At 68.0% G+C, this 26,071-nt stretch carries 26 protein-coding genes; 14 read left to right on the plus strand and 12 right to left on the minus strand.

The window, feature by feature from the left end; all coding sequences use genetic code 11:
• Nucleotides 1–160 precede the first annotated feature (160 nt).
• Nucleotides 161–937, plus strand: coding sequence for a putative protein N(5)-glutamine methyltransferase (locus AC6CID_RS10290; RefSeq protein ID WP_064061453.1), 777 nt, complete (start codon nucleotides 161–163; stop codon nucleotides 935–937).
• A 22-nt stretch (nucleotides 938–959) separates the two neighbouring features.
• On the opposite strand, the gene AC6CID_RS10295 is transcribed toward AC6CID_RS10290, so the two are convergent.
• The 3 genes from AC6CID_RS10295 to AC6CID_RS10305 all read right to left on the minus strand — a co-directional run bounded on the left by AC6CID_RS10295 (nucleotide 960) and on the right by AC6CID_RS10305 (nucleotide 3,044).
• Nucleotides 960–1,778 (minus strand): anti-sigma factor, encoded by an 819-nt coding sequence (locus tag AC6CID_RS10295; RefSeq protein WP_217579315.1) that lies wholly within the window; start codon nucleotides 1,776–1,778, stop codon nucleotides 960–962.
• On the minus strand, nucleotides 1,771–2,343 hold the full coding sequence (locus AC6CID_RS10300; RefSeq protein WP_024102602.1) for a sigma-70 family RNA polymerase sigma factor: 573 nt from the start codon (nucleotides 2,341–2,343) through the stop codon (nucleotides 1,771–1,773). The genes AC6CID_RS10295 and AC6CID_RS10300 overlap by 8 nt, the downstream gene beginning before the upstream one ends.
• A 77-nt stretch (nucleotides 2,344–2,420) precedes the next feature.
• On the minus strand, nucleotides 2,421–3,044 hold the full coding sequence (locus AC6CID_RS10305; RefSeq protein WP_006553346.1) for a DUF1365 family protein: 624 nt from the start codon (nucleotides 3,042–3,044) through the stop codon (nucleotides 2,421–2,423).
• Nucleotides 3,045–3,526: 482 nt separating this feature from the next.
• Between AC6CID_RS10305 and AC6CID_RS10310 the strand changes: the two genes are divergently transcribed.
• Both AC6CID_RS10310 and AC6CID_RS10315 read left to right on the plus strand, forming a co-directional pair.
• Nucleotides 3,527–4,198, plus strand: coding sequence for a fasciclin domain-containing protein (locus AC6CID_RS10310; protein WP_064061457.1), 672 nt, complete (start codon nucleotides 3,527–3,529; stop codon nucleotides 4,196–4,198).
• Nucleotides 4,199–4,228: 30 nt separating this feature from the next.
• Entirely contained in the window at nucleotides 4,229–4,819 is a 591-nt protein-coding gene (locus AC6CID_RS10315; RefSeq protein WP_217579314.1) for a lipocalin family protein, read from the plus strand.
• Nucleotides 4,820–4,963: 144 nt separating this feature from the next.
• On the opposite strand, the gene AC6CID_RS10320 is transcribed toward AC6CID_RS10315, so the two are convergent.
• The 3 genes from AC6CID_RS10320 to AC6CID_RS10330 form a co-directional block, all read right to left on the minus strand.
• Nucleotides 4,964–6,427: an SDR family oxidoreductase gene (locus AC6CID_RS10320; RefSeq protein WP_363888716.1), complete on the minus strand. Its 1,464-nt coding sequence runs from the start codon at nucleotides 6,425–6,427 to the stop codon at nucleotides 4,964–4,966.
• Nucleotides 6,424–7,788 (minus strand): TIGR01777 family oxidoreductase, encoded by a 1,365-nt coding sequence (locus tag AC6CID_RS10325; RefSeq protein ID WP_006553351.1) that lies wholly within the window; start codon nucleotides 7,786–7,788, stop codon nucleotides 6,424–6,426. The genes AC6CID_RS10320 and AC6CID_RS10325 overlap by 4 nt, the downstream gene beginning before the upstream one ends.
• A 355-nt stretch (nucleotides 7,789–8,143) precedes the next feature.
• Complete coding sequence (locus tag AC6CID_RS10330; RefSeq protein ID WP_064853058.1) at nucleotides 8,144–9,499, minus strand: cryptochrome/photolyase family protein; 1,356 nt, start codon at nucleotides 9,497–9,499, stop codon at nucleotides 8,144–8,146.
• A 28-nt stretch (nucleotides 9,500–9,527) separates the two neighbouring features.
• On the opposite strand from AC6CID_RS10330, the gene AC6CID_RS10335 reads away from it, so the two are divergent.
• On the plus strand, nucleotides 9,528–9,749 hold the full coding sequence (locus AC6CID_RS10335; RefSeq protein ID WP_006553353.1) for an RNA-binding S4 domain-containing protein: 222 nt from the start codon (nucleotides 9,528–9,530) through the stop codon (nucleotides 9,747–9,749).
• 25 nt (nucleotides 9,750–9,774) lie between these two features.
• Here AC6CID_RS10335 and rraA read toward each other — a convergent pair whose 3' ends face one another.
• From rraA to AC6CID_RS10350, 3 genes are read right to left on the minus strand one after another with little or no spacing between them, the layout of a single operon-like run.
• Nucleotides 9,775–10,263: a ribonuclease E activity regulator RraA gene (rraA, locus tag AC6CID_RS10340; RefSeq protein WP_006553355.1), complete on the minus strand. Its 489-nt coding sequence runs from the start codon at nucleotides 10,261–10,263 to the stop codon at nucleotides 9,775–9,777.
• Nucleotides 10,264–10,310: 47 nt separating this feature from the next.
• The gene (locus AC6CID_RS10345) at nucleotides 10,311–10,694 is read right to left on the minus strand and encodes a DUF5313 family protein (protein ID WP_006553356.1); all 384 of its coding nucleotides are present in this window, start codon (nucleotides 10,692–10,694) and stop codon (nucleotides 10,311–10,313) included.
• An 18-nt stretch (nucleotides 10,695–10,712) separates the two neighbouring features.
• The gene (locus AC6CID_RS10350) at nucleotides 10,713–12,557 is read right to left on the minus strand and encodes an AMP-dependent synthetase/ligase (RefSeq protein ID WP_217579312.1); all 1,845 of its coding nucleotides are present in this window, start codon (nucleotides 12,555–12,557) and stop codon (nucleotides 10,713–10,715) included.
• A gap of 67 nt (nucleotides 12,558–12,624) precedes the next feature.
• Between AC6CID_RS10350 and AC6CID_RS10355 the strand changes: the two genes are divergently transcribed.
• On the plus strand, nucleotides 12,625–13,008 hold the full coding sequence (locus AC6CID_RS10355; protein ID WP_006553358.1) for an ArsR/SmtB family transcription factor: 384 nt from the start codon (nucleotides 12,625–12,627) through the stop codon (nucleotides 13,006–13,008).
• Nucleotides 13,005–13,631 (plus strand): SRPBCC family protein, encoded by a 627-nt coding sequence (locus tag AC6CID_RS10360; protein ID WP_064061460.1) that lies wholly within the window; start codon nucleotides 13,005–13,007, stop codon nucleotides 13,629–13,631. The genes AC6CID_RS10355 and AC6CID_RS10360 overlap by 4 nt, the downstream gene beginning before the upstream one ends.
• A gap of 33 nt (nucleotides 13,632–13,664) precedes the next feature.
• On the opposite strand, the gene AC6CID_RS10365 is transcribed toward AC6CID_RS10360, so the two are convergent.
• Nucleotides 13,665–13,802: a hypothetical protein gene (locus AC6CID_RS10365; protein ID WP_019290400.1), complete on the minus strand. Its 138-nt coding sequence runs from the start codon at nucleotides 13,800–13,802 to the stop codon at nucleotides 13,665–13,667.
• A 43-nt stretch (nucleotides 13,803–13,845) separates the two neighbouring features.
• On the opposite strand from AC6CID_RS10365, the gene AC6CID_RS10370 reads away from it, so the two are divergent.
• The 5 genes from AC6CID_RS10370 to AC6CID_RS10390 all read left to right on the plus strand — a co-directional run bounded on the left by AC6CID_RS10370 (nucleotide 13,846) and on the right by AC6CID_RS10390 (nucleotide 20,878).
• Nucleotides 13,846–14,115: a hypothetical protein gene (locus AC6CID_RS10370; RefSeq protein ID WP_019290399.1), complete on the plus strand. Its 270-nt coding sequence runs from the start codon at nucleotides 13,846–13,848 to the stop codon at nucleotides 14,113–14,115.
• Between the two features lie 159 nt (nucleotides 14,116–14,274).
• Complete coding sequence (locus tag AC6CID_RS10375; RefSeq protein WP_064061461.1) at nucleotides 14,275–15,006, plus strand: GAF and ANTAR domain-containing protein; 732 nt, start codon at nucleotides 14,275–14,277, stop codon at nucleotides 15,004–15,006.
• A gap of 65 nt (nucleotides 15,007–15,071) precedes the next feature.
• On the plus strand, nucleotides 15,072–16,625 hold the full coding sequence (locus AC6CID_RS10380; protein WP_064061462.1) for a succinic semialdehyde dehydrogenase: 1,554 nt from the start codon (nucleotides 15,072–15,074) through the stop codon (nucleotides 16,623–16,625).
• 426 nt (nucleotides 16,626–17,051) lie between these two features.
• The gene (locus AC6CID_RS10385; RefSeq protein ID WP_094979626.1) at nucleotides 17,052–18,371 is read left to right on the plus strand and encodes an alpha/beta hydrolase; all 1,320 of its coding nucleotides are present in this window, start codon (nucleotides 17,052–17,054) and stop codon (nucleotides 18,369–18,371) included.
• On the plus strand, nucleotides 18,371–20,878 hold the full coding sequence (locus tag AC6CID_RS10390; RefSeq protein ID WP_498353952.1) for a bifunctional lysylphosphatidylglycerol flippase/synthetase MprF: 2,508 nt from the start codon (nucleotides 18,371–18,373) through the stop codon (nucleotides 20,876–20,878). The genes AC6CID_RS10385 and AC6CID_RS10390 overlap by 1 nt, the downstream gene beginning before the upstream one ends.
• A gap of 97 nt (nucleotides 20,879–20,975) precedes the next feature.
• Here the strand turns inward: AC6CID_RS10390 and AC6CID_RS10395 are convergent, their stop codons facing one another.
• Together AC6CID_RS10395 and AC6CID_RS10400 are read right to left on the minus strand one after the other, a co-directional pair.
• Nucleotides 20,976–22,397 (minus strand): DHA2 family efflux MFS transporter permease subunit, encoded by a 1,422-nt coding sequence (locus tag AC6CID_RS10395; RefSeq protein ID WP_498353920.1) that lies wholly within the window; start codon nucleotides 22,395–22,397, stop codon nucleotides 20,976–20,978.
• Nucleotides 22,394–23,167: a DUF427 domain-containing protein gene (locus AC6CID_RS10400; RefSeq protein ID WP_019290393.1), complete on the minus strand. Its 774-nt coding sequence runs from the start codon at nucleotides 23,165–23,167 to the stop codon at nucleotides 22,394–22,396. The genes AC6CID_RS10395 and AC6CID_RS10400 overlap by 4 nt, the downstream gene beginning before the upstream one ends.
• A 177-nt stretch (nucleotides 23,168–23,344) precedes the next feature.
• On the opposite strand from AC6CID_RS10400, the gene AC6CID_RS10405 reads away from it, so the two are divergent.
• Genes AC6CID_RS10405 through AC6CID_RS10415 form a run of 3 tightly spaced genes read left to right on the plus strand, consistent with a single transcriptional unit; the run spans nucleotide 23,345 to nucleotide 26,053 of the window.
• A complete protein-coding gene (locus AC6CID_RS10405; protein WP_019290392.1) occupies nucleotides 23,345–23,476 on the plus strand; it encodes a hypothetical protein in 132 nt (43 codons plus the stop codon).
• Nucleotides 23,473–25,092: a phytoene desaturase family protein gene (crtI, locus tag AC6CID_RS10410; RefSeq protein ID WP_039583614.1), complete on the plus strand. Its 1,620-nt coding sequence runs from the start codon at nucleotides 23,473–23,475 to the stop codon at nucleotides 25,090–25,092. The genes AC6CID_RS10405 and crtI overlap by 4 nt, the downstream gene beginning before the upstream one ends.
• Nucleotides 25,085–26,053 (plus strand): phytoene/squalene synthase family protein, encoded by a 969-nt coding sequence (locus AC6CID_RS10415; protein ID WP_006553367.1) that lies wholly within the window; start codon nucleotides 25,085–25,087, stop codon nucleotides 26,051–26,053. The genes crtI and AC6CID_RS10415 overlap by 8 nt, the downstream gene beginning before the upstream one ends.
• Nucleotides 26,054–26,071: the final 18 nt, after the last annotated feature.

A 26,071-nucleotide genomic window follows, 5' to 3' on the forward strand; every position in this document is an offset into this window, starting at 1 on the left:
GCGCAGGCTCCTGCTCGAGATCGTTCGTTCCCACAGCGCTCCTCGTGACAGCCCGCGGAATACCCATGATCGGGAGATTCCACCCCTTCACGGGGTGTGAGCCGGCCCCCGCCCCGGGAAACGGAGAGATTCGCCGGATGAGCGCGCGGTAGGGTTCCGCATGGTCTCCGCCCACCGGACCCACGCCGACGTTGTCTCCGCACTGCGAGCGGCCGGGTGCGTGTTTGCCGAGGAGGAGGCGCAGCTGCTCGTCGAAGCCGCTCCCACACCCTCGGATCTGGAGCGGCTCATCGCGCGGCGGGTCGGCGGAGAACCCCTCGAACACGTACTGGGACAGGTCTTCTTCCACGGCAGGCGCATCGCGGTGCGAGAGGGGGTGTTCGTCTCCCGTCGCCGCACCGAGTACCTGGTGGACTGCGCGATCGAACTCGCGCGGCCCGGCGCCGTGATCGTCGACATGTGCTGCGGGTGCGGTGCCGTCGGTGCCACGCTCGCCACCGCCGTCGAGGCCTGCGAGGTCTACGCGGCCGACATCGATCCCGTCGCCACCGCGTGTGCCCGCCTGAACCTGCCGCCCCACCGGGTGTTCGTCGGCGATCTGTTCGACGCCCTGCCGGGCACGCTGCGCGGTCGCGTCGACGTGCTCGTCGCCAACGCGCCCTACGTGCCGTCGGGGGCGATCGCGTCGATGCCGCGGGAGGCGCGCTGCAGCGAGCCGCGACATGCACTGGACGGCGGACCCGACGGACTGGACGTCCACCGTCGGCTCGTCGCCGACGCGGGTCGGTGGCTCACCGACGGTGGGTCGCTGCTCGTCGAGTCGGCCGCGTCGCAGGCACCCGTCGTGCGCGACCTCATGACCCGGGCCGGACTCGACGCCGACACGCGGGGTTTCGAGGAGGCCGACGCGACCGTCGTCATCGGCACCCGCCGATGACGTGCTCGCTGCCGCGAACATGTCAGTCGAGCGGCAGCTGAGCGAAGATCGCGGTCGGCTGGGTCGACCCGCCCGTCGGTTCCACGCTGAAGGCGAGCGCGGTGGCACCCGAGATGTCCTCGAGCACCGCGGTCGTCGACGGCGCGACGTCGTCGGGTGTCATCGTGCCTGCGGGCTCCATTCCCTCGGGCCCGACCAGCCACATCTGGTAGACGCTGCCCTCGGCCGGCGGGGCGACGTTGTTCATCACCAGCACGCCGGCGTCCTCCTCCTTGGAGAACACCACGGTCGCGGTGCCGCCACCGTCGAGCTCGCCCGACGAGGTCCGTACGTCCTCCGCGGCGAAGACCCGCTCGCTCGTGCCCGGCTCGGACGTGTTCTGCCATTGACCGGCCACCACGACGCCGCCGATCGCGACGATCACGGCCGCTGCCGCGGCGAGCAGGAAGTTCCGCCGTCGGGCCTGGCGGCGCTCGTCGAGGGAGACGGGCGGGGGAGGGTGATCATCCTCCGCCCGAGGTGCCTCGGTCGCCTCCGGGTCACCGGGTCGTTCCGTGTGCGTCTTCTCGGCGGGCGTCTTCGCGGTGAGTTCGGCGTGGACCAGATCGAGCAGTCGCACCCGGAGTTCGGGCGGCGGCTCGGTCGCGGTACCGGCCGACATCGCTGCGAGGGTCTCGCGGACCTCGCGGACCTCGACGCCGAACCGTTCGGCCACCTCCGGGTCTGCTTCCGCGAGTCGCTCGGCAAGCTCTCGACGTTCGTCGGGCGTGACGGCATCCAATGCGAAGACGGGTGCCATGTCGAGCAGATCGCGCGAGGAATAGTTCGCCTCGTCAGCCATCCACAGTCACCCCCAGACAATTCTTCAGTCGTTTCAGGCCGTCCCGGATGCGCGACTTGACCGTCGGCAACGGGGACGAAAGTTCTTCTGCCACTTCGGTATACGTAAAACCTCTGTAGTAGGCGAGCTCGACCGAGCGTCGCTGCAGTTCGGTGAGCGAACCCAGACACTCGTTCACCCGGCGGCGATCGTCGCGCTGCGCTACCTCCTCGCTCACCGAGTCGAAGGCCGCGTCGACGTTCGTCGAACCGTACTGCGACTCGCGGTCGGCTCCGGACTGTTCGCTGCGGACCCGGTCGACGGCACGCCGATGGGCGAGCGTGATGATCCACGACAGAGCGGAACCCTGACGCGGGTCGTACTTGTCGGCCGACCTCCATACCTGGAGGTAGACCTCCTGGGTGGTCTCCTCGCTGTAACCGGGATCCCGCAGGACCCGCAGCACCATGCCGAAGACTCGGGAACGCGTCGCGTCGTACAGTTCGGCGAACGCCGTAGGGTCTTGCCGGGCCACCCGCCCGAGCAGTTCGCCGAGGGTATCGGTATGGCCTCCGACGCCGGTCATCGGCTCAGTCCGCTCATCGAGGGAAAGCCTAGCCTGGACATTCCCTCCACTCAAGGCAACCGTGTCGACCACGAGCGTCACCCCATCCACATCCGAGCACGTAGAACAGTCGTGAGATCGGCCGGCAGCCGTTCGCCGCTGACGGTCGCGGTGAACACCGGGACGCCGGGTCGCCGCAGGGCGACCGAGACCGCGAACGTGTCGCCGGCCCGGGTGATGATGTCGATCTCGTCCGAGCGCAGCGTGTAACAGTGCCGTCCGTTCCGGCGCGAATGGATCTCCGCGACCACGCAGGCCAGGGAACCGCTCGGATCGTGGCACCAGAACAGGTTCAGCGGATCCGATCCGAGGCCGAGGCGCCGGATGTTCAGCAGCGCAGTGATGCGCCCGACCGGAACCCGCACCCCGTCGGCCACGAGCTGATCCTCGACCCGCCCGCGGAAGGTGTCCGAATCGCTCGCGACGAAGTGGTCCCACGGCTCGAACCGCATCAGCGTGCGCAACCACCAGGACGAAGGCATCGACTCGTCGACATCCATGACCCAGCTGAAGCCGCGGTACTCGAGCGAGGGGCGCTCGGCCGAGCCCTGCGCGTGGCGGACGAAGGTCCGGTAGATCGCCGGCACGACCGCCTCCCGGCCACCCGGGAACTCGACGTCGTCGCCGATCATCGCGACTGCGCGGGGAAGGTCAGGATGCATGGTCGTCTCCGGGGCACTGGGTCGGTTTCCCCGACAGTGTGCACGTGAGGAAATCGGCTGTGGTGTCGGCCCACCAGCGCGGGTCGGTGAGGAGGAAGTGCCCGGCTCCGGGCAGGGGATGCCAGCGCGTGTCCACGCCCCGGTCTCCCGCCGCCGTCGTCCGGCTCTGCGCCATCCGCGGGTCGGTCCGGGTGTCCTCCGACGCATGTGCAACTGCGACAGATGCCACGGACGCGGCGGTGTGGTGCCGACCGGACGCCCACCGGGCAACACGAATACGTGAGCCGGTCGGAGATCCTCGACGTCGTCCATGACCTGCATTCGGAGCCGACCGCAATACGGATGGGTCGAACACCGGATACCGATCCGAAAAAAAATCTCTCGATCCGACCCATCCGGGCCGACCCGAGGTTCGAATGACCGGTGACACACCTGATCGACGTGGCCGTTTCCGGCCACGGCCTACGAAGGGAACCACAGTCATGAACATCACTGCGCGCAAGAGCCTGGCCGTCGTCGGAATCGGTGCGATGTCCCTGCTGGGTGTCGCGGCGTGTTCGGATGATTCGGGCACGGACACCACCGACACCACCACGATGGAGACCACCCAGGAGACGATGCAGGAAACCACTACGGCTGCAACCGGTACCGCAGCCCCCGCTGCCGGCCCCGTCGGACCGGGCTGCGCCGATTATGTCGCCGCGAACCCTACCGGCCCGTCGTCCGTCGAGGAACTCGCGAACCAGCCTGTCGCCGAGGCCGCCGGAAACGTGCCGATCCTGACCACTCTCACGCAGGCCCTGTCCGGCCAGCTCAACCCCGACGTCAACCTGGTCGAGACGCTCAACGATGGCGAGTTCACCGTCTTCGCGCCGGTCGACGACGCGTTCGCCGCCCTGCCGCCGGAGACCGTCCAGACGCTGCAGACGGATTCGGCTCTACTGACCGACATCCTCACCTACCACGTGGTTCCCGGTGAGCTGACCCCGGCCGATATCGCCGGCACGCAGACCACCGTCCAGGGCGGCACCGTCGAGGTCGCCGGCGAGGGTGAGATGTGGACCGTCAACGACGCCAACGTGATCTGCGGTGGCATCGAGACCGAGAACGCCACCGTGTACCTGATCGACGGCGTTCTCATGCCCCAGCAGTAACCGATACCGGACGACGGAAAGGTAGAAGGCATGCGTAGATCCCGACACGGCGTTCGGGGGCTTGCGGCGGCGTTCATCGCCGCCGCAGGCGCGCTCCTGTTCGCCACGCCCGCCGCCGCAGCGCCGCTCACTCCGGTTCCCGAGCTCGACGTGAACCGGTATGTGGGGCAGTGGTATCAGCTCGCCGCCAATCCGGCTCCCTACAACATCGACTGCGCTCGCGACACGACGGCGTTCTACACGCTGCTCGACGAACGCAACGTGCGCGTGGAGAACTCGTGCACCACGTTCACCGGTGATCGTCGCGGGATCATCGGGAACGCCCGCGTGAACGACACTGCCGCACTGCATGTGTCTTTTCCGGGGGTACCCTTCCAGGATTCGCTCGACGGACCGAGCAACTACATCGTCACGTACCTCGCGAACGATTACTCGTGGGCAGTCGTCGGTGACCCGACGCGCATCTCCGGATTCGTGCTGTCGCGTTCGCCCGTCGTCAGCGACGACGCGTGGCGCGAGATCCGGAACGTCGTCGAGGCGAGCGGGTACAACTCGTGCCTGATGCTCACCTCGCCCACCACCGAGGGAGTGCAGGACATCAAACCGCTCTGCGCCGTGTAACTCTCGGTCGATCGTGGTGGTGTGCGGATCCCGAGGAAGATCCGCACACCACCCAGATCCGTCGTCCCGAGAACATCCGCTCGCGAACTCGCCATCCGCTACAGCAATTGCCGTAGCGGATGGCGAAAGATGTAGCGGATCGCTCTAGCGGCCGGCCGTACCCGCGATGTTCTCGAGCATCCCCCGGAAGATGATGCCGTGGAACGGGACCAGCACGTACCAGTACAGACGGCCGGCGATCCCTCGCGGGAAGAAGATCGCCCGCTGGTGCACGCGCGACCGGCCCGACTCCAGCGGTTCGACCCGCCACTCGAGCCACGCTCCGCCGGGTGCCCGCATCTCCGCGCGCAGGCGCAGCAGCGTCGGGCGTTCGATCCGTTCGACGCGCCAGAAGTCCAGGGCGTCACCGGTATGCAGGGTTTTCGGGTCGCGGCGACCGCGGTGGAGTCCGACGCCGCCGACGAACCGGTCGAGCCAGCCGCGGATGGTCCACGCCAACGGGAAGGAATACCAACCGTTCTCGCCGCCGATGCTCTCGACGACGGCGAACACCTTCTCCTGGGACGAATCCGACTCGAGTGACCGCTCGTCGGTGAAGACGACCTCGCCGGCCCAGTCCGGGTCGGACGGAAGCGGATCGGCGGGTGCACCGACCGGTGATGCGTTCGTCCACGTCGTCTCGACCTCTCCCCGTTCGATACGGCCGAGGGCGAGCCGGACCGCGTCGCGGTAGCCGGTGAGGCCGGATTCCGGCGGGGGGATGATCGAGTCGACGTCATGGTTGCGCATTACCGCGTCGGTCGACAGCGATTCGAGGAGCGCGCGACCGAGAGGCGGAGGAATCGGCGTGACCAGACCGATCCACAAACCGGCGAGCTTCGGTGTGAGGACGGGCAGGACGAGGATCCGGCGTTTCGTCAGACCGGCGACCTCCGAGTACTGCTGCATCATCTCGCCGTACCGCAGGACGTCGGGCCCACCGATGTCGTAGGTGCCACTGCGGGGGAGGGGTGCATCTGCGGCAGCGAGCAGATAGTGCAGGACGTCGCGCACCGCGATGGGCTGGATCCGGTTGTTCACCCAGCGTGGGGTCGTCATGACGGGGAGTCGGTTGCTCAGATGGCGGATCATCTCGAACGACGCCGAACCCGAACCGATCACGACGCCGGCCTGCAGCACGAGCGTCGGAACACCGGAATCCGTCAGGATACGTCCGACCTGGGCCCGTGAATACAGGTGCGGTGAGAGATCACCCGACTCCGGGTGCAGCCCACCGAGGTACACGATGCGGGAGACGCCGTGGTCGCGTGCCGCGTCGGCGACGTTCTGCGCCGCTCGCTTCTCCGCGTCGACGAACTCGTCGCGACCACCCATCGAATGCACCAGGTAGTACACGACGTCGATGTCGCGGCATGCCGCGCGCAGCGATTCGGCGTCGTCGAGGTCGCCACGGACGATCTCGACGTCGTCGGCCCACGGCACGTCGCGCAATTTGTCGGGGCTGCGCGCGAGCACCCGTACCCGGTAACCCGCCTCGAGCAGGCGCGGAGCGAGCCGGCCACCGATGTAGCCGGTCGCTCCGGTGACCAGGACACGCTTTCCGCTCACGGTTCCTCCAGGATGTGGCCGAGTTGGTGGCGCAGCGACGCTTCGAGATCGGGACGCCGGAACCGGTGCCCGGCGTCGATCAGCGCCTTCGGGACGACGAACTGATCGGCCTGGGCGACCTCGCGTGCACCCTCGTCGCCGAGCAGCAACCGGGGGCCGAAACCGGGGACGGGCAGCAGTGCGGGCCGGTGCAGCACCGACGCCAGTACCCGGGTGTACTCCTCGTTGCGCACCGGCTGCGGTGCAACGGCGTTCACCGGTCCGGTCAGGCCGGGGTCGGTGAGGGCACGGTGGTAGACCTCGAGGAGGTCATCGATGTCGATCCAGGAGAACCACTGCCGGCCGTCGCCGATCCGGCCACCGAGACCGCTCGCGAACAGCGGCCGCATCAACTGGAGCGTTCCGCCGCGGGGTGTCTGGACGATGCCGGTGCGTACGTGCACGACCCGCATGCCCTTCTTCTCCGCGGGATGTGCCGCGGCCTCCCAATCGGAGACGACGTCGGCGAGGAAACCCGTTCCACGTGATGCGTTCTCGTCGAGCGGTGTGTCTCCTCGGTCGTAACCGTAGAGGCCGATCGCGGACGCGGAGACGAAGGTCGCGGGACCGTTGGGTGTGGTCGCGGCGAGTTCGGCGAGTCGGCGTGTCGGTTCGATGCGGCTGTCGCGGATCGCGGCCTTGTGGGAGTCGGTGAACCGTCCCGCGATCGACGCGCCCGCGAGGTGGACGACGGCGTCGACGCCTTCGAGTAGGTCGGGCGCCGGATCCTGAGGGTCCCAGCATCGTTCGTCGGTGCGCTGCGGTTTCCGGCGCACCAGGCGGACTACCTGGTAGCCACCCGTGGACAGGAAGGCCGTCAGGGCAGTACCCACGAGTCCGCTCGATCCGGTCACCGCGACCGTCCCGGGTCGGATGCCCTGCGCGTGCGACCAGCGGTGGCTCGCGAGATCGTCGGCGAGCTGGCGGTGCCGGTAACGGAAGGTCTGGGTGAGGAAACAGCCCGGTACCGGCGTGTCGACGCGATCGGTGACGCGGGTGCGGAATTCGTCGACGACATCGAAGCGGTGTTCGTGGCGCCACGAGCCGATGACGGTGGCGGGGCGCGACAACAGGCCGTCGTGGGAGAGTTCGTCCACGAAACGTGCTGGCGGGTCGTAATCCTCGGGTCTGTGCCGGGAGATCCAGCGCAGACCGCCGGGGAGACCGAGGACGGCCGTACCGGATTCGAGGGAGTCGGCCTCGGCGACGACGTTCATCGGCTGCCAGGGCGGGATCAGGCGGAGGATGGCGCCGGGCCGGGAGTGCCAGTCGAACACCTCGTCACGCGGTGCGTCGACGACGCTCGAGAATTCGATGCCCATGCCCTACCTCCTGTTTGCAGTGATGCTCACCCGGTGGTGACGGCGCCGGGGCGCCCGGTGTGACGGCGCCGGGGCGCCCGGTGGTGACGGCGCCGGGGCGCCCGGTGGTGACGGCGCCGGGGCGCCCGGTGGTGACGGCGCCGGGGCGGACTCCTGCACCGTATCCACTCAAGCAGGAAGGACGCTGATCAGAAAGGTGTATGCGTCGACGAGCGGGTTGTGGATGGTCATGAAAGCTGCCTCGACGAGAGCGCGCACTGCGATGTCCTTTCGTTGGGTGTACGGCGAACAGGTTGTCCGTCCAGAAGTTGTTCGGAGCACCGCCACGACCGGATGGGTCGTTTCGCCGTCTTCTTCATCGGGGTGAGCGAATCCGCTCGTATCTGTCCAGAGCGACGCGGCGTTCGTGTGCGTGATCGACGACCGGTTCCGGGTATCCGTCCGGAGGGCCGTCGGGCAGGCTGTGCACACGAGCGCCGTCGATGCTCCGCAGTTCGGGTACCCATCTGCGTACGTATTCACCCGTCGGATCGAACTTCTCGCCCTGCCGGGTCGGATTGAACACCCGGAAGTAGGGAGCGGCGTCGGTGCCGCTGCCCGCCGTCCACTGCCAATTGTGTTGGTTGGAGGCCAGATCGCCGTCCACCAGATGCTTCATGAAATGTCGCGCCCCACGCCACCACGGCAGGTGCAGGTCCTTCGTCAGGAACGACGCGACGATCATCCGCACCCGGTTGTGCATGACGCCCTCTGCGAGGAGCTGCCGCATCCCGGCGTCCACGATCGGGAATCCCGTGCGGCCCTCGCACCACGCGGCGAACAGGGCGTCGGCGTCGGGTCCGGAATCGTAGGTGATGGCGTCGAAGTCGCTGTTGTAGTTGGTCCGGGCGGTCTCGGGCCGCTGGAACAGGACGTCGGCGTAGAAGTCGCGCCACGCCAGTTCGCTGCGGAAGGTGACGGCCCCCTCGTCCGACCGGTTCCTCATGTCGTGCAGCAGGGTCCGCGGATGGATGCAGCCGAACTTCAGATAGGGCGACAGGCCGCTCGTGCCGTCGTAGGCCGGCCGGTCACGGTCGGTGGCGTACCGCTCGAGACCGTCGTCGAGGAATTCGCGCCATCGCTCCAGTGCGGCCGCCTCTCCGGGGGGAGGTGTGGGTTCGTCGCCGGCTTCGGGAATCGGCACGCGTGTGGAGCAGCCGCTCGGGTCGACCCAGTCGGCGGTGTCCGGTCCGGTTGCCGCGGGTGTGTGCCATCCGTGGTCGTTCCAGGCGCGGCGGAAGGCCGAGAACACCTTGTATGCAGTGCCGTCGGGTTTCGTTATGCGGCCCGGCGTGACGGCATACGGCGAGCCGGTGGCCACCAGCGGGACGTCGCCGAGCGCTTCGGCGACCGCTCGGTCGCGTCGCGTGCCGTAGGGACCGTGGTCGGAACTGATGTGGACCGCGGCCGCATCGAACTCGGCGGCGACTTGCGGCACCAGCACCATCGGGTCTCCCTGGACGACGAGCAGGCGCCCGCCGAGATCCCGGTCGAGGGCTTGCAGGCATCCCATGAGGAAGTCGCGCCGGCGGGCACCGGACGGGCGGAGCAGTGCGTCGTCGAGGACGAACAGGGCGAGGACGTCGTCGGCGGCCTCGGTGGCCGAGAGCAGGGTGGGCAGATCGTTCAGTCGGAGATCACGACGGAACCAGATGATGCTGGGGCGGGCCATGGATCCAGTGTCGGGGACAATGGGTGCCATGTCCGACGCATTCGATGTACCGATCCGTGACGAGTCGATCCGGCTCGGTCAGTTCCTCAAGCTCGCCAGCCTCATCGAGTCGGGTGCGGAGGCCAAGGAAGTGATCGCCGACGGCCTGGTGTCGGTCAACGGTGAGGTGGAGGTGCGTCGCGGCCGTCAGCTGAAGGTGGGCGACGTGGTGGAGATCGCCGGGGCGAGCGCGCGGGTCGCGCACGAATAGCGGGTCGACCCGCGCGCTCGGCTGATCAGTTCTCGACGCGGACGACGACGCCGTCGGAGTCGCTGTAGACGATCTCGCCCGGGTTGAACGTCACGCCGCCGATCTCGACGGGCACGTTCTTCTCGCCGGAGCCGGTCTGGGTGCTCTTGCGCGGGTTGGTGCCGAGGGCCTTGATGCCGATGTCGAGTGTGCGCAGGATGGCGGAGTCGCGGACCGCGCCGTTGACGATGACCCCGGCCCAGCCGTTGTCGACACCGCGACCGGCGATGATGTCACCGACGAGCGCGGTGTGGATGCTGCCACCGCCGTCGACGACGAGCACGCCGCCGTTGCCCGGCTCGGAGAGGGTCTGCTTGACGAGCAGGTTGTCCTGGAAGCAGCGGATGGTGGTGATGGGGCCGACGAACTCGGTGCGGCCGCCGAACTGAATGAACTGCGTGTCGCAGCTGCGGATGTCCGGGCCGATCTCGTCGGCGAGGTCTGCTGTGGCTGTGAAGGCAGGGGTGTCACTCATGGTGCGAGGATAAGCGGACACGCTGCCCCGCACCGTGGGAGGTCCGGTCAGGACGCGCGACCGAAACGGCGTTCGTAGTCCTCTCGTTCGCGGGCGGCGCGGGCGCGTGCCTTCGCGCTGAGCAGTTCCGGATCGAGACCGTGCTGCTGGAGGCGGTGCCGCTGCCAGATGGGCATCAACGCCACCGAGAAGTAGACCCATGGCAGCAGCAGCAACAGCATCATCGCGATCGGGATCCACACCGGCCCCGGGATCAGCAGGAACAGCAGGAGCAGCGGGATGATCGGCAGGTTCCATCGCAGCAGGTAGCGGCGTGTTCCGCCGGGGCCCAGGACGTCGTCGCGTACCCACTCCCGCATCTCGGGCGGTAGCGCGCGACCGAACATGTAGCCGATCCGCTGCAGGAAATTCGGTCGTGCACTACTCATCATGAGACCCAGGATAGGCCGTCACCCTTCGTAGAGGCCTGCCAGCCTGTCGGCGAAGTTGTCGACGACGACCTTCCTGCGCAGCTTCATGCTCGGCGTCAGATCACCCGATTCGACCGACAGTTCACGCTCGATGATCGTGAACTTCTTGATCTGCTCCCACCGGTTGAGCTGCAGGTTCAGCTCGTCGATGTATCCGGAGATCAGATCGTGGGTCTTGTCGTGCCGTGCGATGTCCTCGAACGATCCGCTCACACCGTTCTTGTTCGCCCACTCGCCGACGGATTCCGGATCGAGCGCCACCAGCGCCACGCAGTAGGGCTTGCCCTCCCCGTAGACGACGATCTCCGACGCGTACGGGCACATGCCTTTGAAGGTCGCTGCCAGCGACGACGGGGCGACGTACTTGCCCTGCGACGTCTTGAACATGTCCTTCTTGCGGTCGGTGATGCGCAGGTAGCCCTCATCGTCGAGGCTGCCGATGTCGCCGGTGTGGAACCATCCGTCGTCGGAGAGCGACTCGGCGGTCGCGTCGGGCCGGTTGTGGTAGCCGGTCATCACACCGGGGCCGCGGACGAGCACCTCGCCGTCCTCCGCGATGCGGACCTCCGTGCCCGGGACGGGCCAGCCGACCGTGCCGATGCGGTTGGCGTAGGGACGGTTGACGAACGTCGCGGCAGAGGTCTCGGTGAGTCCGTAACCCTCGAGGACGGGGATGCCGACGGCGTCGAACCATTCGCCGACCTCGGGGTTGAGCGCCGCCGAACCGGAGATGAAGAACCGCAGGTGACCGCCGAAGCGTTCGCGGATGGTGGAGAAGACCAGCTTGTCGGCGAGGCCGTGCTGCAGTTTGTCCAGCAGTCCGGGCGACCTGCCGGCCTGCTTCGCTTTCGACACCTTCCGGCCCACGCCTACGGCCCAGTCGAAGATCTTCTTCTTGGCGCCGCCTTCCTCCTCCATCATTGCCTCGACGCGCGCGTGGGCCTTCTCGAAGATGCGCGGGGCCGCACCCATGAAGGTCGGGCGGACCACCGCGAGGTTCTCGACGATCTTGTCGACACGTCCGTCCACCGCGGTGGGGAAGCCGATCTGCAGAGGGAGGGTGAGCAGCACCTTGCCGAAGACGTGCGACAGCGGCAGCCACAGATACTGCAGGTCGTCGGAGCTGAGCATGTGCAGCGCGTCGATGGCGGCGGCCTCGTAGGTCCACGCCGAGTGCGGCAGGCGCACGCCCTTCGGCTTGCCGGTGGTACCCGAGGTGTAGATGAGGGTGGCCAGGTGCTCGGCCCTGATGCTGTGGATGCGGTTGAGCACCGCTCCGGAGTCCTCGGCGAGCAGGCCACGGCCCAGGTCGGCGAGCTCATCGAAATTGATGACCCAATCACCGTCGCCGGTGCCCTCGACGACCACGACCTTCGCCACCTCGGGCAGATCGCTGCGGTGGCTCACGAGCTTCTCGACCTGCCCGGCGTCCTCGGCGATGACGATCCGGCTGCCGGAGTCGGCGACGATGAACGCGACGTCGTCGGCGTGGGTGGTGGGGTAGACGGTGGTGGTTGCGGCGCCCGCGCACATGACGGCGAGGTCGCCGAGCACCCATTCGTAGCGGGTGGACGACGCGAGGGCCACGCGGTCCTCGGCCTCGATACCCAGGGAGATCAAGCCGGCCGCGAGCAGTCGTACCCGATCCCCGGTCTGTTCCCAGGTGACCGACGTCCAGCCGTCCTTCCCGTCGGGGTAGCGGAAGGCCTCGGCGTCGGGTGTGGCGGCCACTCGATCGAGCAACAGGCGGGCGACCGAGGGGGCCCGTTCGTCGATGACCGCTCGGTCGACCTTTTCCTCGGAGACGCGCGTCGTTGTCGTCATATGTCGAAGTCTAGGTAGCGGAACCGTCCTTCTGGTGAATATAAGTAGGAACTTATATAGTTGGTTCATGCACGGGTTCGAGGTCCTCGCAGATCCGGTTCGCCGCCGCATTCTCGAACTGCTCGCGGGCGGTCCGCAGGTGGCCGGTGAAATCGTCGCGGCGATCGGCCGGGAGTTCTCGATCTCCCAGCCGGCGGTCTCGCAACATCTCAAGATCCTGCGCGACCAGCGGTTCGCCGCCGTCCACAAGGACGGCACCCGCCGCTACTACGAACTCGATCCCGAGGTCCTCGTCGAACTCGAGGACTGGCTCGCGGGTCTGCATACGCCGGTATTCGCGGCGCTGGACGCCCTGGAGACCGAGATCGCGCGCGGCAAGCGTGAGCGGCGGAGCCGCGACGCCGTCCCGCCCGCGCTCCCTGCTTCCGACGAGAGAAGGAAATCCTCATGAAGAACGTGATCACGAGCAACGAGACGAGTCGCCGCACGGTCGGTCGTCGCACCGTCGAGGGCCACGAGGCCAAGGTTGTCACGATCTCGCGCAGCTACCGCACGAGCGCCGAGGACCTGTGGGAGGCGTGCACCGACCCGCAGCGCATCCCCCGCTGGTTCCTGCCCGTCGAGGGCGACCTCGAGGTCGGTGGCCGGTACCAGCTCCAGGGCAACGCCGGCGGTGAGGTCCTCACCTGCGAACCGCCCCGGACGTTCAGGGCCACCTGGGAATTCGCTGGTCGCGTGAGCTGGATCGAGGTGTCGGTCCTGCCCGAACCGGGAGACCGGGCGCGCCTGGAACTGACGCACATCGCCCACCCCGACGAGCACTGGGAGCAGTACGGTCCGGGCGCAGTCGGTATCGGCTGGGACCAGGCGCTTCTCGGACTCGGACTGCACATCGAATCGGGAGAAACGGTGGATCCGAAGGAATTCGAGACCTGGTCAATGTCCGAGGAAGGTCTGCAGTTCGTCCGCGACAGCAGCGAAGGTTGGTGCGAGGCCGACATCGCCGCGGGCGAGGACCCCGAACAGGCACGCGCAGCCGCCGAGCGGACGAGTGCGTTCTACACGGGCGAATAGAACGGGCTCACGCTGCGTCTCCGACGCACGGGGTCAGGCCGGGGCTCCGACGCCGATCACGTCGAGGTCGTGGCCGATGACGAGGCGCCCGTCGAATCCGGCGCCGCATCCTTCCCAGGTGGAATCGGGCCGATTGCCCGGGACCATGTGCGAGAGCACCAGGGTTCCCACTCCGGCTTCCTGGGCGATCGGGCCGATCCTCGATGAGGGTGGCGTGCCGGATCTGCTCGGCGTCCATGACGGCGGGGACGTCCTCGGCCTGCTGTTCGATCGTGGGCACGTGGTCGACGGGATCGGAGAGCCCGAAACCGCGGCGCTGGAAACAGACGGCGCGCGAACAGGTGGCGAGGCGTTCGAAGAGCGAGTGCATGTACGGATCGGTCCACAACAGGTCCAGACGCATCTGGACCTCGAAGAACCACACGACGTCGGTGGGGCCGGTTCCGGCCACCCCGTAGGCCGGATTGTGACCATCGCGGGGTAGATACCGGGTCACCGGCGGATCCATCAGTCCAGACTATCGGGGTAGAAATGGAAGAGGTCGTGTTCTGATGAGGAGGACGGCGGTGTAGAGCTCGCTGAGTCGGGCAATACGGTCGGCGGATCCGCGGGGTTACGAACTCGGTGGAGAAGGGATGAACCCATGACACGTGCGTCGGAAGCGGGCGATCTCGGGCGGCGTATGGCCCAGCTCGCTCGCGGCTTCTACCATCCGGCCGATCTCGACGAGACCCTGCGCGGCGTGACCGCGGCCGCGGTCGAACTGGTGGAGGGGGCCGACTGCGCCGACATCCTCATCGTGACCGGAAGGAAGCATTTCCGCTCTCTCGCCGCGACGTCGGAACTCGCCGAGCATCTCGACGACGTCCAGGAACAGTTCGGGGAAGGTCCGTGCCTCGATGCGAGCTTCAAATATCTCGTGGTGCGCTCCGAAGACCTGCGGACGGAGACCCGCTGGCCGCGTTTCGCGAAGGCCGCGGTGGACGCGGGTGCGTTCAGTGCCTTGTCGTTCCAGCTGTATCTCGATCAGGAGAGCATGGGAGCGCTGAACATGTTCTCTGCGAAAGCCGAGGCGTTCGGTCCTCCGGCGGAGGCGACCGCCGAGGTCCTGGCCGCTCATGCCGCGATGGCGATGAGCGCGGCCCGCAGTCGGGGACAGTTCGCGTCCGCCCTGGCGACCCGCGACATCATCGGGCAGGCCAAGGGCATGATCATGGAGCGTTTCGGTATCGATGCCGTTGCGGCCTTCGAACTGTTGCGCCGGCTCTCGCAGGACAGCAACGTCCCTCTCTCGGAGGTCGCTCAGGGGATCGTCGAAGCAGGTCCCGAGCGACGCGACGATCGGGAGACGGGCCTCGACGCCACGCCTGTGTGACAGCACACACGCACCCGGGTAGGTTTAGTGAAACTGCAAGTACTACTCACCGGTAGGGGTGCAACATGCCAGCTCCGAGCGCTGCGACCTTCCAGCGTCTTGCCGACCTCATCGCGATCCCCGACGCCGCCGAGCGGACCACCCGCCCCGTCGTCGAGGCGTTCACCGGACGGGAGCTGGCCACCGTGCCGGTCGGCACGGCCGATGACGCGAAGGCCGCGATCGACCGGGCCCGCACCGCGCAGGTCGCGTGGGCGAAGCTGCCCGTCGAGAAGCGTGCCGCGATCATGCACCGCTACCGCGAGCTCGTGCTGTCCCGACGCGAGCAGCTCATGGACATGGCGCAGGCCGAGACCGGCAAGTCCCGTGTCTCCGCGCAGGAAGAGGTGCTCGACATCTCGATGACCGCGCGGTTCTACGCGCGCGTCGCACCGAAGCTCCTGCGCCCCCGCAAGGCCACGGGCATGCTGCCGGTCCTGACGAAGACCACCGTCCTGCACCATCCCAAGGGCGTCGTCGGCGTGATCGCGCCGTGGAACTACCCGATGACGCTGGCCGTCTCCGACGCGATCCCCGCCCTGCTCGCCGGCAACAGCGTGGTGCTCAAGCCCGACAGCCAGACGCCCTACTGCGCGCTCGCCGTCGTCGAACTCCTCTACGAGGCCGGGGTTCCCCGCGACGTCTTCGCCGTGGTCACCGGTCCCGGCACCGTGGTGGGCACCGCGATCGTCGAGAGCACCGACTACCTGATGTTCACGGGTTCGTCGGAGACGGGACGTCTGCTCGCCGAGCAGGCCGGCCGGCGCCTGATCGGGTTCTCCGCCGAACTCGGTGGCAAGAACCCCATGATCGTCACCTCCGGGGTGAACCTGCGCGAGGTCACCGACGCCGCCGTGCGGGCATGCTTCTCGAACTCCGGGCAGCTGTGCATCTCGATCGAGCGGATCTACGTCGAGAAGTCGATCGCCCCCGAGTTCATCCGGATGTTCGGGGCACGGGTGCGCGAGATGTCGCTCGGTCCCGACTACGACTTCGGTACCGAGATGGGCTGCCTCATCAGCGAGAGCCAGGTCAAGACGGTGACCCGGCACATCGAGGACGCCGTCGCCAAGGGCGCGACCGTCGTCGCCGGCGGGAAGACGCGGCCCGACCTCGGACCGCTGTTCTTCGAACCCACCGTGCTCACCGACGTGCCCGAGGACGCCGAGTGCTACCGGAACGAGACGTTCGGCCCGGTGGTGTCGATCTATCCGGTGGAGAATGTCGAAGAAGCGATCCGCGAGGCCAACGACACCGAGTACGGGCTCAACGCATCGGTGTGGGGCGCGACGAAGGCGCAGGGCGAGGCCATCGCCGCGCGGGTGCGTGCCGGCACGGTGAACGTCGACGAGGGATACGCCCCGGCATGGGGCAGCACCGACGCACCGATGGGCGGTATGGGCATCTCCGGCATGGGACGCCGCCACGGCGCGGAGGGCCTGTACAAGTACACCGAGGCGCAGACGATCGCGACGACGCGCCTGCTCAATCTCGACGGCCCGCGCGGACTTCCGCGGCGGATGTGGGCGAAGGTGCTCGCCCCCTTCGTCAAGTCGATGCAGTGGCTGCCGGGTCGCTAGGAGCCGGATCGCTCTTCCACGCGATGGTGGTCGCGAGGGGTTTCTCGACGACGAGGCACAGCAGGACCCCGGCGACCACCACGAGCGGCGCAATGTACAGGTAGATCGGCACGAGCGCGTCGTTGTACGCCTCGAGAACCGGAATTCTGCACGATCAGCACGAGAAGCTGCATGGACGTGCCGAATCCGATGCCGAGCACGGCGAACCAGCAGCCCAGCACCCAGATCGGGGTGTCCGCGCCGAGGGTCGACAGGAGCACCAGCCGATCGCGGGTTCGGCGACGCGTCGTTCCACCGCGACGAACAGCACCGCACCGGCCGCCGTAGCGGCGATCAGCGCGTGCGTGTAGAAACCTCCGCTTGTTCTGCGATGGTCTCGACGGTGATGTCGGACAGGTGGGTGTAAGGCCGCGCATACTGATCGCCATGTCCTCGACCAGGATGGTGAACGGAGTGCTGGGAATACCGCTCACCACCCCCACGGCGACCGCGGTGTTCGCGATCCTCACGGTCATCGGTCTGATCGTGTTGCTCCTCCGCCGCTACCGGGTGTGGTTCGCACACGGAGTACCCCTCGCAGTAACCGCCGCCCTCGGCTCGACGGTGGTAGCCGCCCTCCTGATCGAGAAGGTGTGGAAACCGTTCCCGGATCGTCTGCCGTGGGCGGTGTACGGGTGGGCGGCAACGGCACTGCTCGCCGTCTCCCTACTGATCGGACGATGGTTCGTGCGACGTCGCGACCGGGCCCGACCACTCGTCGCGACGGCACTCGTGGTGTCTGCGGTACTCGTCGTGATCTCCGCCGCGGGCCGGATCGACGCGGTCTACGACGCCTATCCCACCGTTCGGACTGTTCTCGGAATCAGCGACTACCGGACCGTCCCCTTCGACGACCCCTCCCTCCGGGCATCGCAGACCGTGCCGGTGGAGGACTGGTCGGCGTCGGACGATCTGCCTGCGACCGGTGCGGTCACCTCTGTGACAATTCCCGGAACAGTCTCCGGATTCCGGGCGCGGGAAGCCCGCGTCTACCTCCCGCCGGCCTACTTCTCGGATCCACGACCGGAACTGCCGGTGCTGGTACTGCTCGCCGGACAGCCCGGCAGTCCGGAGGACTGGCTCGTGGGCGGACATCTCCCGTCCACCATGGACGCCTATGCCGCGCAGCATCACGGCCTGGCGCCGGTCGTCGTGCTCGCGGACGGCACCGGAGGCCAGTTCGACAACCCGTTGTGCGCCGACTCGCATCTCGGCAACGTGGCGACCTATCTGGCCGTCGACGTTCCGGCGTGGGTACGGGACGACCTGCAGGTCGACGACGACCCACGGGCACGGGCCGTGGGCGGACTCTCGTACGGCGGAACGTGCGCACTGCAACTCGCGACCACCCGGCCAGATGTCTACCCGACCTTTCTGGACATGTCGGGACAGGCCGAGCCGACCATCGGTGACCGGGCGTCGACGATCCGGGACGTGTTCGGTGGTGATGCGGAAGCATTCGCGCGCAACAATCCTGCCGACCTGCTCGCACCCAATCGGTATCCCGATTCCGCCGGTGCTTTCGTGGTGGGACTCGACGATTCCGAATACCGTGCCGGGGTGGAACAACTCGCTTCGTTGGCTCGGAGCGCGGGGATGGACGTCCACCTCACCGAACTGCCGGGCACACACAGCTTCGCCCTGTGGTCCGCAGGGCTCGAGAAGGAGTTGCCATGGCTCGCACAACGGCTCGGGCTCGGCAACTGATGCGCCGCACAGGGGCGGGGGTGCTGATGTCCCGCACCGGGACGGTGGTGCTCCGGGCGCCCGTCTCGTGCGGACTGCTCGTGCTGATCTGGTTCCTGGCGGTCGTCACCGGTTCTGTGAGGAACGGGCCGTCGCACGCAACGGCATCCGAGATGTCGCTCGGGATCCCGAATATCACCGACGGCCACCTGTGGACACTGTGGACTTCAGGGTTGTTCGCCTCCGGTCCCGGTGAGTATGTGCTCGGAAGCATTGCGATCCTCGCCGTCGCGGTGCCGGTCGAACGTCGCATCGGCAGTCGCAGGTTCACGCTCGCCGCGCTCGTCTCACAGGGCCTGGGCGCGGCACTCGCATTGCTCGTTGCTCAGGTCGCCTCCCTGGTGCCGAACCTGTGGGGCAGGGAGCTGCACACCCACCTCACCGAGGACCCGCTGGCGTGGGTGCTCGGCGTCCTGCTCGCCTCCACCACCGCGATGGGCACCCTGTGGCGTCGCCGCATCCGGACACTCCTGCTGGTTTTCCTGGTGACCGCAGCTTTGTTCGCCGGACACCTGCAGGACGTGAACAGGGTGACCGTCGCGCTGGCCGGGTTGCTCGCCGGCCCGCTCCTGTTCGGACGTGGTGTGCGCCGTCCTGTGCTCGGCGGCACCATCCGGGAGCGCCGCACGCTCGTCGCGCTCGTGGTCGCAGCGAGCGTGCTCGGCCCGATCTTCGCGGCGCTCTCCCCACACTCGATCGGACCGCTGTCCGCGCTACGCGAGCTGTTCGAGCAGGTTCCCTACACCCCGCGAGAACTCGTCGAGGTGTGTGCCGATCCCGCGCTGCACGACGAGTGCCGGAAAGGGCAACAGGCCCTTCGGCTCTCCGGTGCAGGTCCGCTCGTCGCGAATCTCATGCCGTCGGTACTGCTGCTGATCGGTGCCGAAGGGCTGCGTCGAGGGCGGCGGGCAGCATGGTTCCTCTCGGTCGGAGGACACATCGTGCTGATCGTCGTGGCCGCCGCGAGCACGATCGTCCGCGTGACCGAACAGGACGAGACCCGCTCCCTGTTGTACGGAATCCACCGGCACAGCTCCGTATCCATGGAACTCGCGCCACTCCTCGCGCTGGTCTCCGTGCTCGCCCTGTTACTGCTGACCCGCACCCTGTTCGATGTCCGTGCACCGCAGGGAACCTATCGCCGGGTATGGGCCGGAACCGCAGCCGCCGCAGGCATCGCGCTCGTGACGTACGTGGTGGTGGGCACGCTGGTGGCGGAGGGGTTCGATCGTGATCCCGGCATCGGCACCTTGCTCCGCGACGCGCCGCGCCGGCTCCTTCCACCGGTCTACCTCCAGCTCTTCGAGCCTCCCGTGATGCCCCTCGACACCGCCGCCACCCTGTTGTTCGAGTGGATCGGCGTGATCGTCTGGGTCGCCTTCTGCGTGCTCCTGTGGCGCAGCTTCCTCGTGCCCCCTGCCGGGGTCGACCTCGGCGACGAGCAGCGGGTGCGAGAACTCCTGCACGACCCGGGCGGCGGATCGATGTCGTGGATGACCACCTGGGCGGGGAATCGGTACTGGTTCGGCACCGACGGCAGGCACGCCGTGGCGTATCGGGTCCACTCGGGTGTCGCCCTGACGGCGACGGATCCGATCGGTGAGCGCGCCTCGATGACCGAGACGATCGACGAGTTCGCGGCGTACTGCCTCGGCAACGGATGGACACCGTGCCTGTACTCGGTGGGCGAGGAGACGGCGACGATCGCCCGGGACCACGGTTGGACCTGTTTGCAGGTGGGTGAGGAGACCGTCGTCGATCTCGCGGACCTCGCCTTCAAGGGCAAGAAGTTCCAGGACGTCCGCACCGCCCTCAACCGTGCTGCCAAGGACGGGATCGAAGCGCGATGGACGACCTTCGCCGCCGCGCCGCTGTCGGTGACCGAGCAGATCGTCGACATCTCCGAGGAATGGGTGGCCGACAAGGGACTGCCCGAGATGGGGTTCACGCTCGGAGGAGTCGCCGAACTGCGCGATCCCGAAGTCCGGTTGCTGCTCGCGGTCGACGCGAACGACCACGTCCATGCGATCACGTCGTGGATGCCGGTCCACCGGGACGGGAAGGTGGTCGGGCTGACGCTGGACTTCATGCGGCGACGTTCGGACGGCTTCCGGCCGGCCATGGAATTCCTCATCGCGTCCGCGGCACGGTCCGCCGCCGACGAGGGCCTCGAATTCCTGAGCTTGTCGGGGGCGCCCCTCGCGAGTATGGACGGTGGGTCCGGACTCGACCGAGGAGCCCTCGACGCCCTGCTCGATCTGCTCGGCCGCACGCTCGAACCGGTATACGGATTCCGCTCGCTGCTGGCGTTCAAGGCGAAGTTCCAGCCCCGTTACCGCCCGCTGTACATGGTGTTCCCGGACCCGGCGGCGCTGCCGACCATCGGGATCGCGGTCGGTCGTGCCTATCTTCCCCACATGTCCCTGGAGGAAGGCGGACGCCTGGTCACGCACCTGCTGCGCCGATGACGGTTGCTCACGCACCCGTTGCGCCGATGACGGTTGCTCACGCACCCGTTGCGCCGATGACGGTTGCTCACGCACCCGTTGCGCCGATGGCGGTTGCTCACGCACCCGTTGCGCTGGTGACGGTGGAACTCTCTCGGAAACGGGAGACCGCCACCAGTCCCACCAAGAGGAAGACCACCGGGAGCAACACCGCATTGCCCATCGCGGCACCGAACCCGAGCGCCCCCTCACCCATCTGCATCACCGCACCGAGGGCGGCCGCACCGAGTACCGCACCGACCTGCCGGGCGGTGTTGTACACACCCGATCCGGCGCCTACGAGGTCACCGGGCAGGTCGCGCAACGCGATCGTCGAGTTCGGGGCCCAGCACAACGAGTTCGCGAAACCGAGCAGCACGATCGGGATCAGGAGCCAGCCTACGGTGGCCTCGAGATGCATCGCCACACCGAACGACAGCATCGCCGCGATCATCGCGGAGAAACCGATCCGGGAGATCCGGCCCGGCGCGACCCGATCGGTGACCCGCCCGATCAAGGGCGCCATGATCACCGAGATCACGCCCATCGGTACCAGCATCAGACCTGCGACCTGCGCGGACAGTCCCTGACCCACCTGCAGGTAGAGCATGATCGGCAGGTTCACGGCGTAGACCGTGAAACCCAGCGTCGCCACGGCGGTCACCCCGAGGGTGAAGTTGCGGCGGGTGAACAACCCGAGCGGGGCCAGCGCCTCGGTGCCGCGGGCCACCGCGGTCCGCTGCAGACGCACGAACACCCCGAACGCCACGATCCCGATACCGAGGACGACCCACACCCACACGGTCCAGCCGACATCGGGACCCTGCTGCAGGGAGAAGATCACGCCGGTGACCGCGACCAGCGAGACGACGGCGCTCAGCACGTCGATGCGACGCGCCCCGGTCGGCAGTTTCGGCACGTACCGCGCGACCATCACCAGAGAGATCAGGCCCAGCGGGATGTAGACGAAGAAGACCCACCGCCACCCACCGGTACCGACGAGCACCCCACCGAGGACGGGCCCGAACAGACCCGCCGAGCTGGCCACCGCGCTCCACACACCGGTGGCCGCACCGCGCCGGTCGTGCGCGAAGATCCGGTGGATGATGCTCAGCGGTTGCGGGTTGATCAGCGACCCGCCGAGCCCCTGCACCGCACGCAGCGCGATCAGCCACTCGATCGTCGGAGCCATCGAGCACGCGAAGGCCGCGGCCGTGAAGATCGCCATGCCCACCAGGTAGACGTTGCGCTGACCGAAACGGTCGCCGAGACGACCGGTGACCAGCAGCGGCACCGCGAAGGTCAGCAGATAGGCCGCCGACACCCACACCACCTGGTTGATGCTCGCGTCCAGATCCTCGCGGATACGCGGCAGCGACACCGCGACGAGCGATTGGTCGAGCAGGGTGATGAACAGACCCACGCACAGGGCCGCCAGTGCGCGCCAGGCCCGCGGCTCGGGGATCGGGGCAGCGCTGCGTCCCGCAGCCGACGCACTCACTCCTCGACCGTGATCTCCGCGGCGTCGTCGTAGAAGCACACGTATCCCTCGATGGGCTCCATGCCGGGGAACGGCTCGGGATACGACCATGCGACGTTCTCGGCAGGCGGTGTGCCGGAGAACGACCAGTATCGGGCGACGCCCTTGTAGGGGCAGCTCGTCCGCCACTCGGATTCCTCGAGCACCGAGAAGTCGACGTCCTCGGGAGGGAGGTAGTAGCGGGTCGGGAGGCCGGTCTCGAACACGAGTACGGGGTTGCGGGTCTCGGCGACCACGACGTCGCCGATGGTCACCCGCACGTGCCGGGAGCTGCGCAGGGCGTCGACGCGGTGATAGGGATCGCGTGGATGGGTGAACACTTCGGTCTCCTCCTCGAACCACCGTTCGCCCTCGTCGACGTCGTCGCCCGGCCCGGTCTCGCCCCACCGGAACCACTGGAAGACGAGACGGTCGTCGAGACCGTCGACGTCGAGCTGGCAGACCGGTGAATAGGCCCGATGGTCGCGGACGACGATGTCGTACCACTGCCAGACGTCCTGCCGGGAGCGGCTCGGTGACAGGGAGGCCGCGATCAGGTCGAGCCGGACGTCCTCGCGGGGGAAGGCATAGAACGGAACGGGCTTGCCGGGTGCCCACACCAGCACGGCCCGGGTGCTGTCGACCACCGTCCGGCCGAACCACTCACCTCTGATCCTGCGATCGACGGGTTCGTAGAGGTAGTCGTCGGTCTCCGACGGCCGTCGGAGTACAGCGGTCTTGCGGGCAGCCATACCTCGACCGTATCGCGCCCGTCCAGGGCCGGGACGAATCCGCAGACCCGACCCATCCGCTCGACGACGGGCTCCGAATACGGGGAGAGACGGCGTGAGGGCCGTCACCCGAACCGACCGACACGAACCACTACGCACGCCCACGCCGCTCAGGCGACGACCAGAGGAACACCGATCATGCCCAACTACGAAGCCCGGCAGAACGAGAATCGGCACCCGTACCCGTCCGTGGGTTTCCTCCAGCTGTTCATGGAAGCGCGCACGCGCACCGAGCAGACGACCCCGCGCGCGCAGGTAGGCAAGGCGTGAGGTCGGTCGGCGGCTCCGTCGAGTCCGTCGTCGTGGTGGGTGCGGGCCTCGCGGGACTGTCCGCGGCGCTCCACCTCACCGGTGCCGGCAAGCGCGTCACCGTCCTCGAACGCGAGAACACGGTCGGTGGTCGCGTGGGAACGTACCCGGTGTTCGAGGACGGGCGGCATCTCTACGACATCGACAACGGCGCCAGTGTGCTGACGATGCCGAACCTCATCGCCGACGCGCTCGCGGCCGTCGGGGAATCCTTCGACTCGACCATCCCGGCGCTCGACCTCACCCCGCTCGCACCCGGCTACCACGCGCGCTTCGCCGACGGCACCGCCCTGAACGTGTACTCCGATCCGGACGAGATGACCGCCGAGATCGCGCGCGTGTGCGGTTCCGAGGAGGCCGGCGGATATCGGCGGCTGCGCCGCTGGCTCGCGTCGATCTTCGACGCCGAGTTCGACCGCTACATCGACTCCAACTTCGATTCGCCGCTCGACCTCGTGTCGACACCCGCGGCGCTGCGCGACACCGCCAACCTCGTCCGGCTCGGCGGCTTCGGCCGGCTCGGATCGCGCGTCGGGTCGTTCATCCGGGACGACCGGCTCCGGCGAATCTTCACCTTCCAGGCCCTGTACGCGGGCACCGCACCGTCGACGGCCCTGGCGGTCTACGGCGCCATCGCCCACATGGACACCTCGCTCGGCGTCTACTTTCCGAAGGGCGGCATGTCCACCATCGCCGCCGCGATGGTCGATGCGCTCGTCCGCAACGGCGGCACCGTGCACACCGGGGTCGAGGTGTCGGAACTCCGCGTCGACGGCGGCCGCGCGAAGAGCGTGCGTTCCGCGGACGGCCGGGAGTTCGCCGCCGACGCCGTCGTCCTCACCGTGGACCTGCCCGTGGTCGACGACCTGCTGCTGCGCGCCGGGGTCCCGCCGCGCCGCCGCGCCCGCAGCGCCACCGTCGCGTCGCCCTCGGCCGTCGTCTTCCACGGCACGGTGCCCACCGAGGTGACACAGGCCTGGCCGGATTCCCACCACACCATCGATTTCGGTGAGGAGTGGGCGGAGACCTTCGCGCGGATCACCGCCCCGCGCGGCCGCGGCCGGTTGATGGCCGATCCGTCCCTGCTCATCACGCGACCTGCCGTGACCGATCCGTCCCTGCGGGTCGTGCGCGGCGGTGTCGAGTGCGAACCGGTCTCGGTGCTGGCGCCGTGCCCGAATCTCGCTGCCGCACCCCTCGATTGGGGCCGACTCGGCAGGCCGTACATGCGGGAGATCCAGCAGGTCCTCGAGCAGCGCGGCTATCGGGGACTCGCGAGTTCGATGCGAGTCGACCACATCGACACCCCGCGGACCTGGGCCGACAAGGGCATGCTCGACGGCAGCCCCTTCTCGGCGGCGCACCTGTTCCGGCAGACCGGGCCCTTCCGCCGCCCGAACCTCGTGCACGGCGTCGACAATGTCGTCCTCGCCGGGTCGGGTACCACGCCGGGTGTCGGCGTCCCGACCGTGATCATCTCCGGACGTCTTGCCGCAGAACGTATCTCCGGTGGCGCGACTGCCGGGCTCACGACGATGTCGATTCCGATGGAAGCAGGTGCGGTTGCCCATGGGTGAACTCGACGGGATCGATCCCGATCTGCACGAGGCGTATCAACTGTGCCGTGAGCTCAACCGGCGCCATGGCAAGACCTACTTCCTCGCGACCCGCATCTTCCCGGCGTCCAAACGGGCCGGGGTGCACGCCCTCTACGGTTTCGCGCGGATGGTCGACGACATCGTCGACGTGAAACCGGTCGACGCGGCACCGGTTCTCGACGCGCTCGAACGCCGTCTGTCCGACGCGCTCGGGGGCAGGCCGCCGACCTACGACGAATTCGGTCTCGTGCTGCGGGCCCTCGTCGACACCACGCAGCGGTACGACATCCCGCACGAGTACTACTACGCCTTCTTGCGGTCGATGCGGATGGACATCCCCGGCACCGAACTGTTCCGGTCGCGGTACCGCACGATGGACGAACTGTCGGAGTACATGTACGGCTCGGCCGCCGTCATCGGGCTGCAGATGCTGCCCATCCTCGGGATCGAGGGCGAACGCGAACAGGCCGAGGCTCCCGCCGCCGCACTCGGTGAGGCCTTCCAGCTCACCAACTTCATTCGCGACATGGGTGAGGACCTCGACCGCGACCGCATCTACCTGCCCGCCGACATCCTCGCCGCCTTCGACGTGGACGAGGACCTGCTGTGGCACTGCCGCCGGACCGGACAGCGCGACGTGCGGTTCGAACGCGCCCTCGCGCACCTGATCGCGCACACCCGCTCGATCTACCGTGTGGCCGAACCGGGCATCGACCTGCTCGACCCGAAGGTGCGTCCCGCGATGCGGACCGCCTTCGTCCTCTACGGCGACATCCTGCGGGCGGTGGAGGAGAGCGGATACCGGGTACTCCACCAGCGCGCACGCGTGTCGCGGCGCCGGCGGTTGTCGGTGGCGGCACCGCGGCTGGCCTCGGCCGGTTGGACCACGCTGCGTTCACGGTCGAGACTGGGGATGCCCACCGCGCCGCTCGGCCGGTGAGGCCCGACCGGCCGAGCC

The organism is Rhodococcus sp. GQ147, from assembly GCF_059759155.1.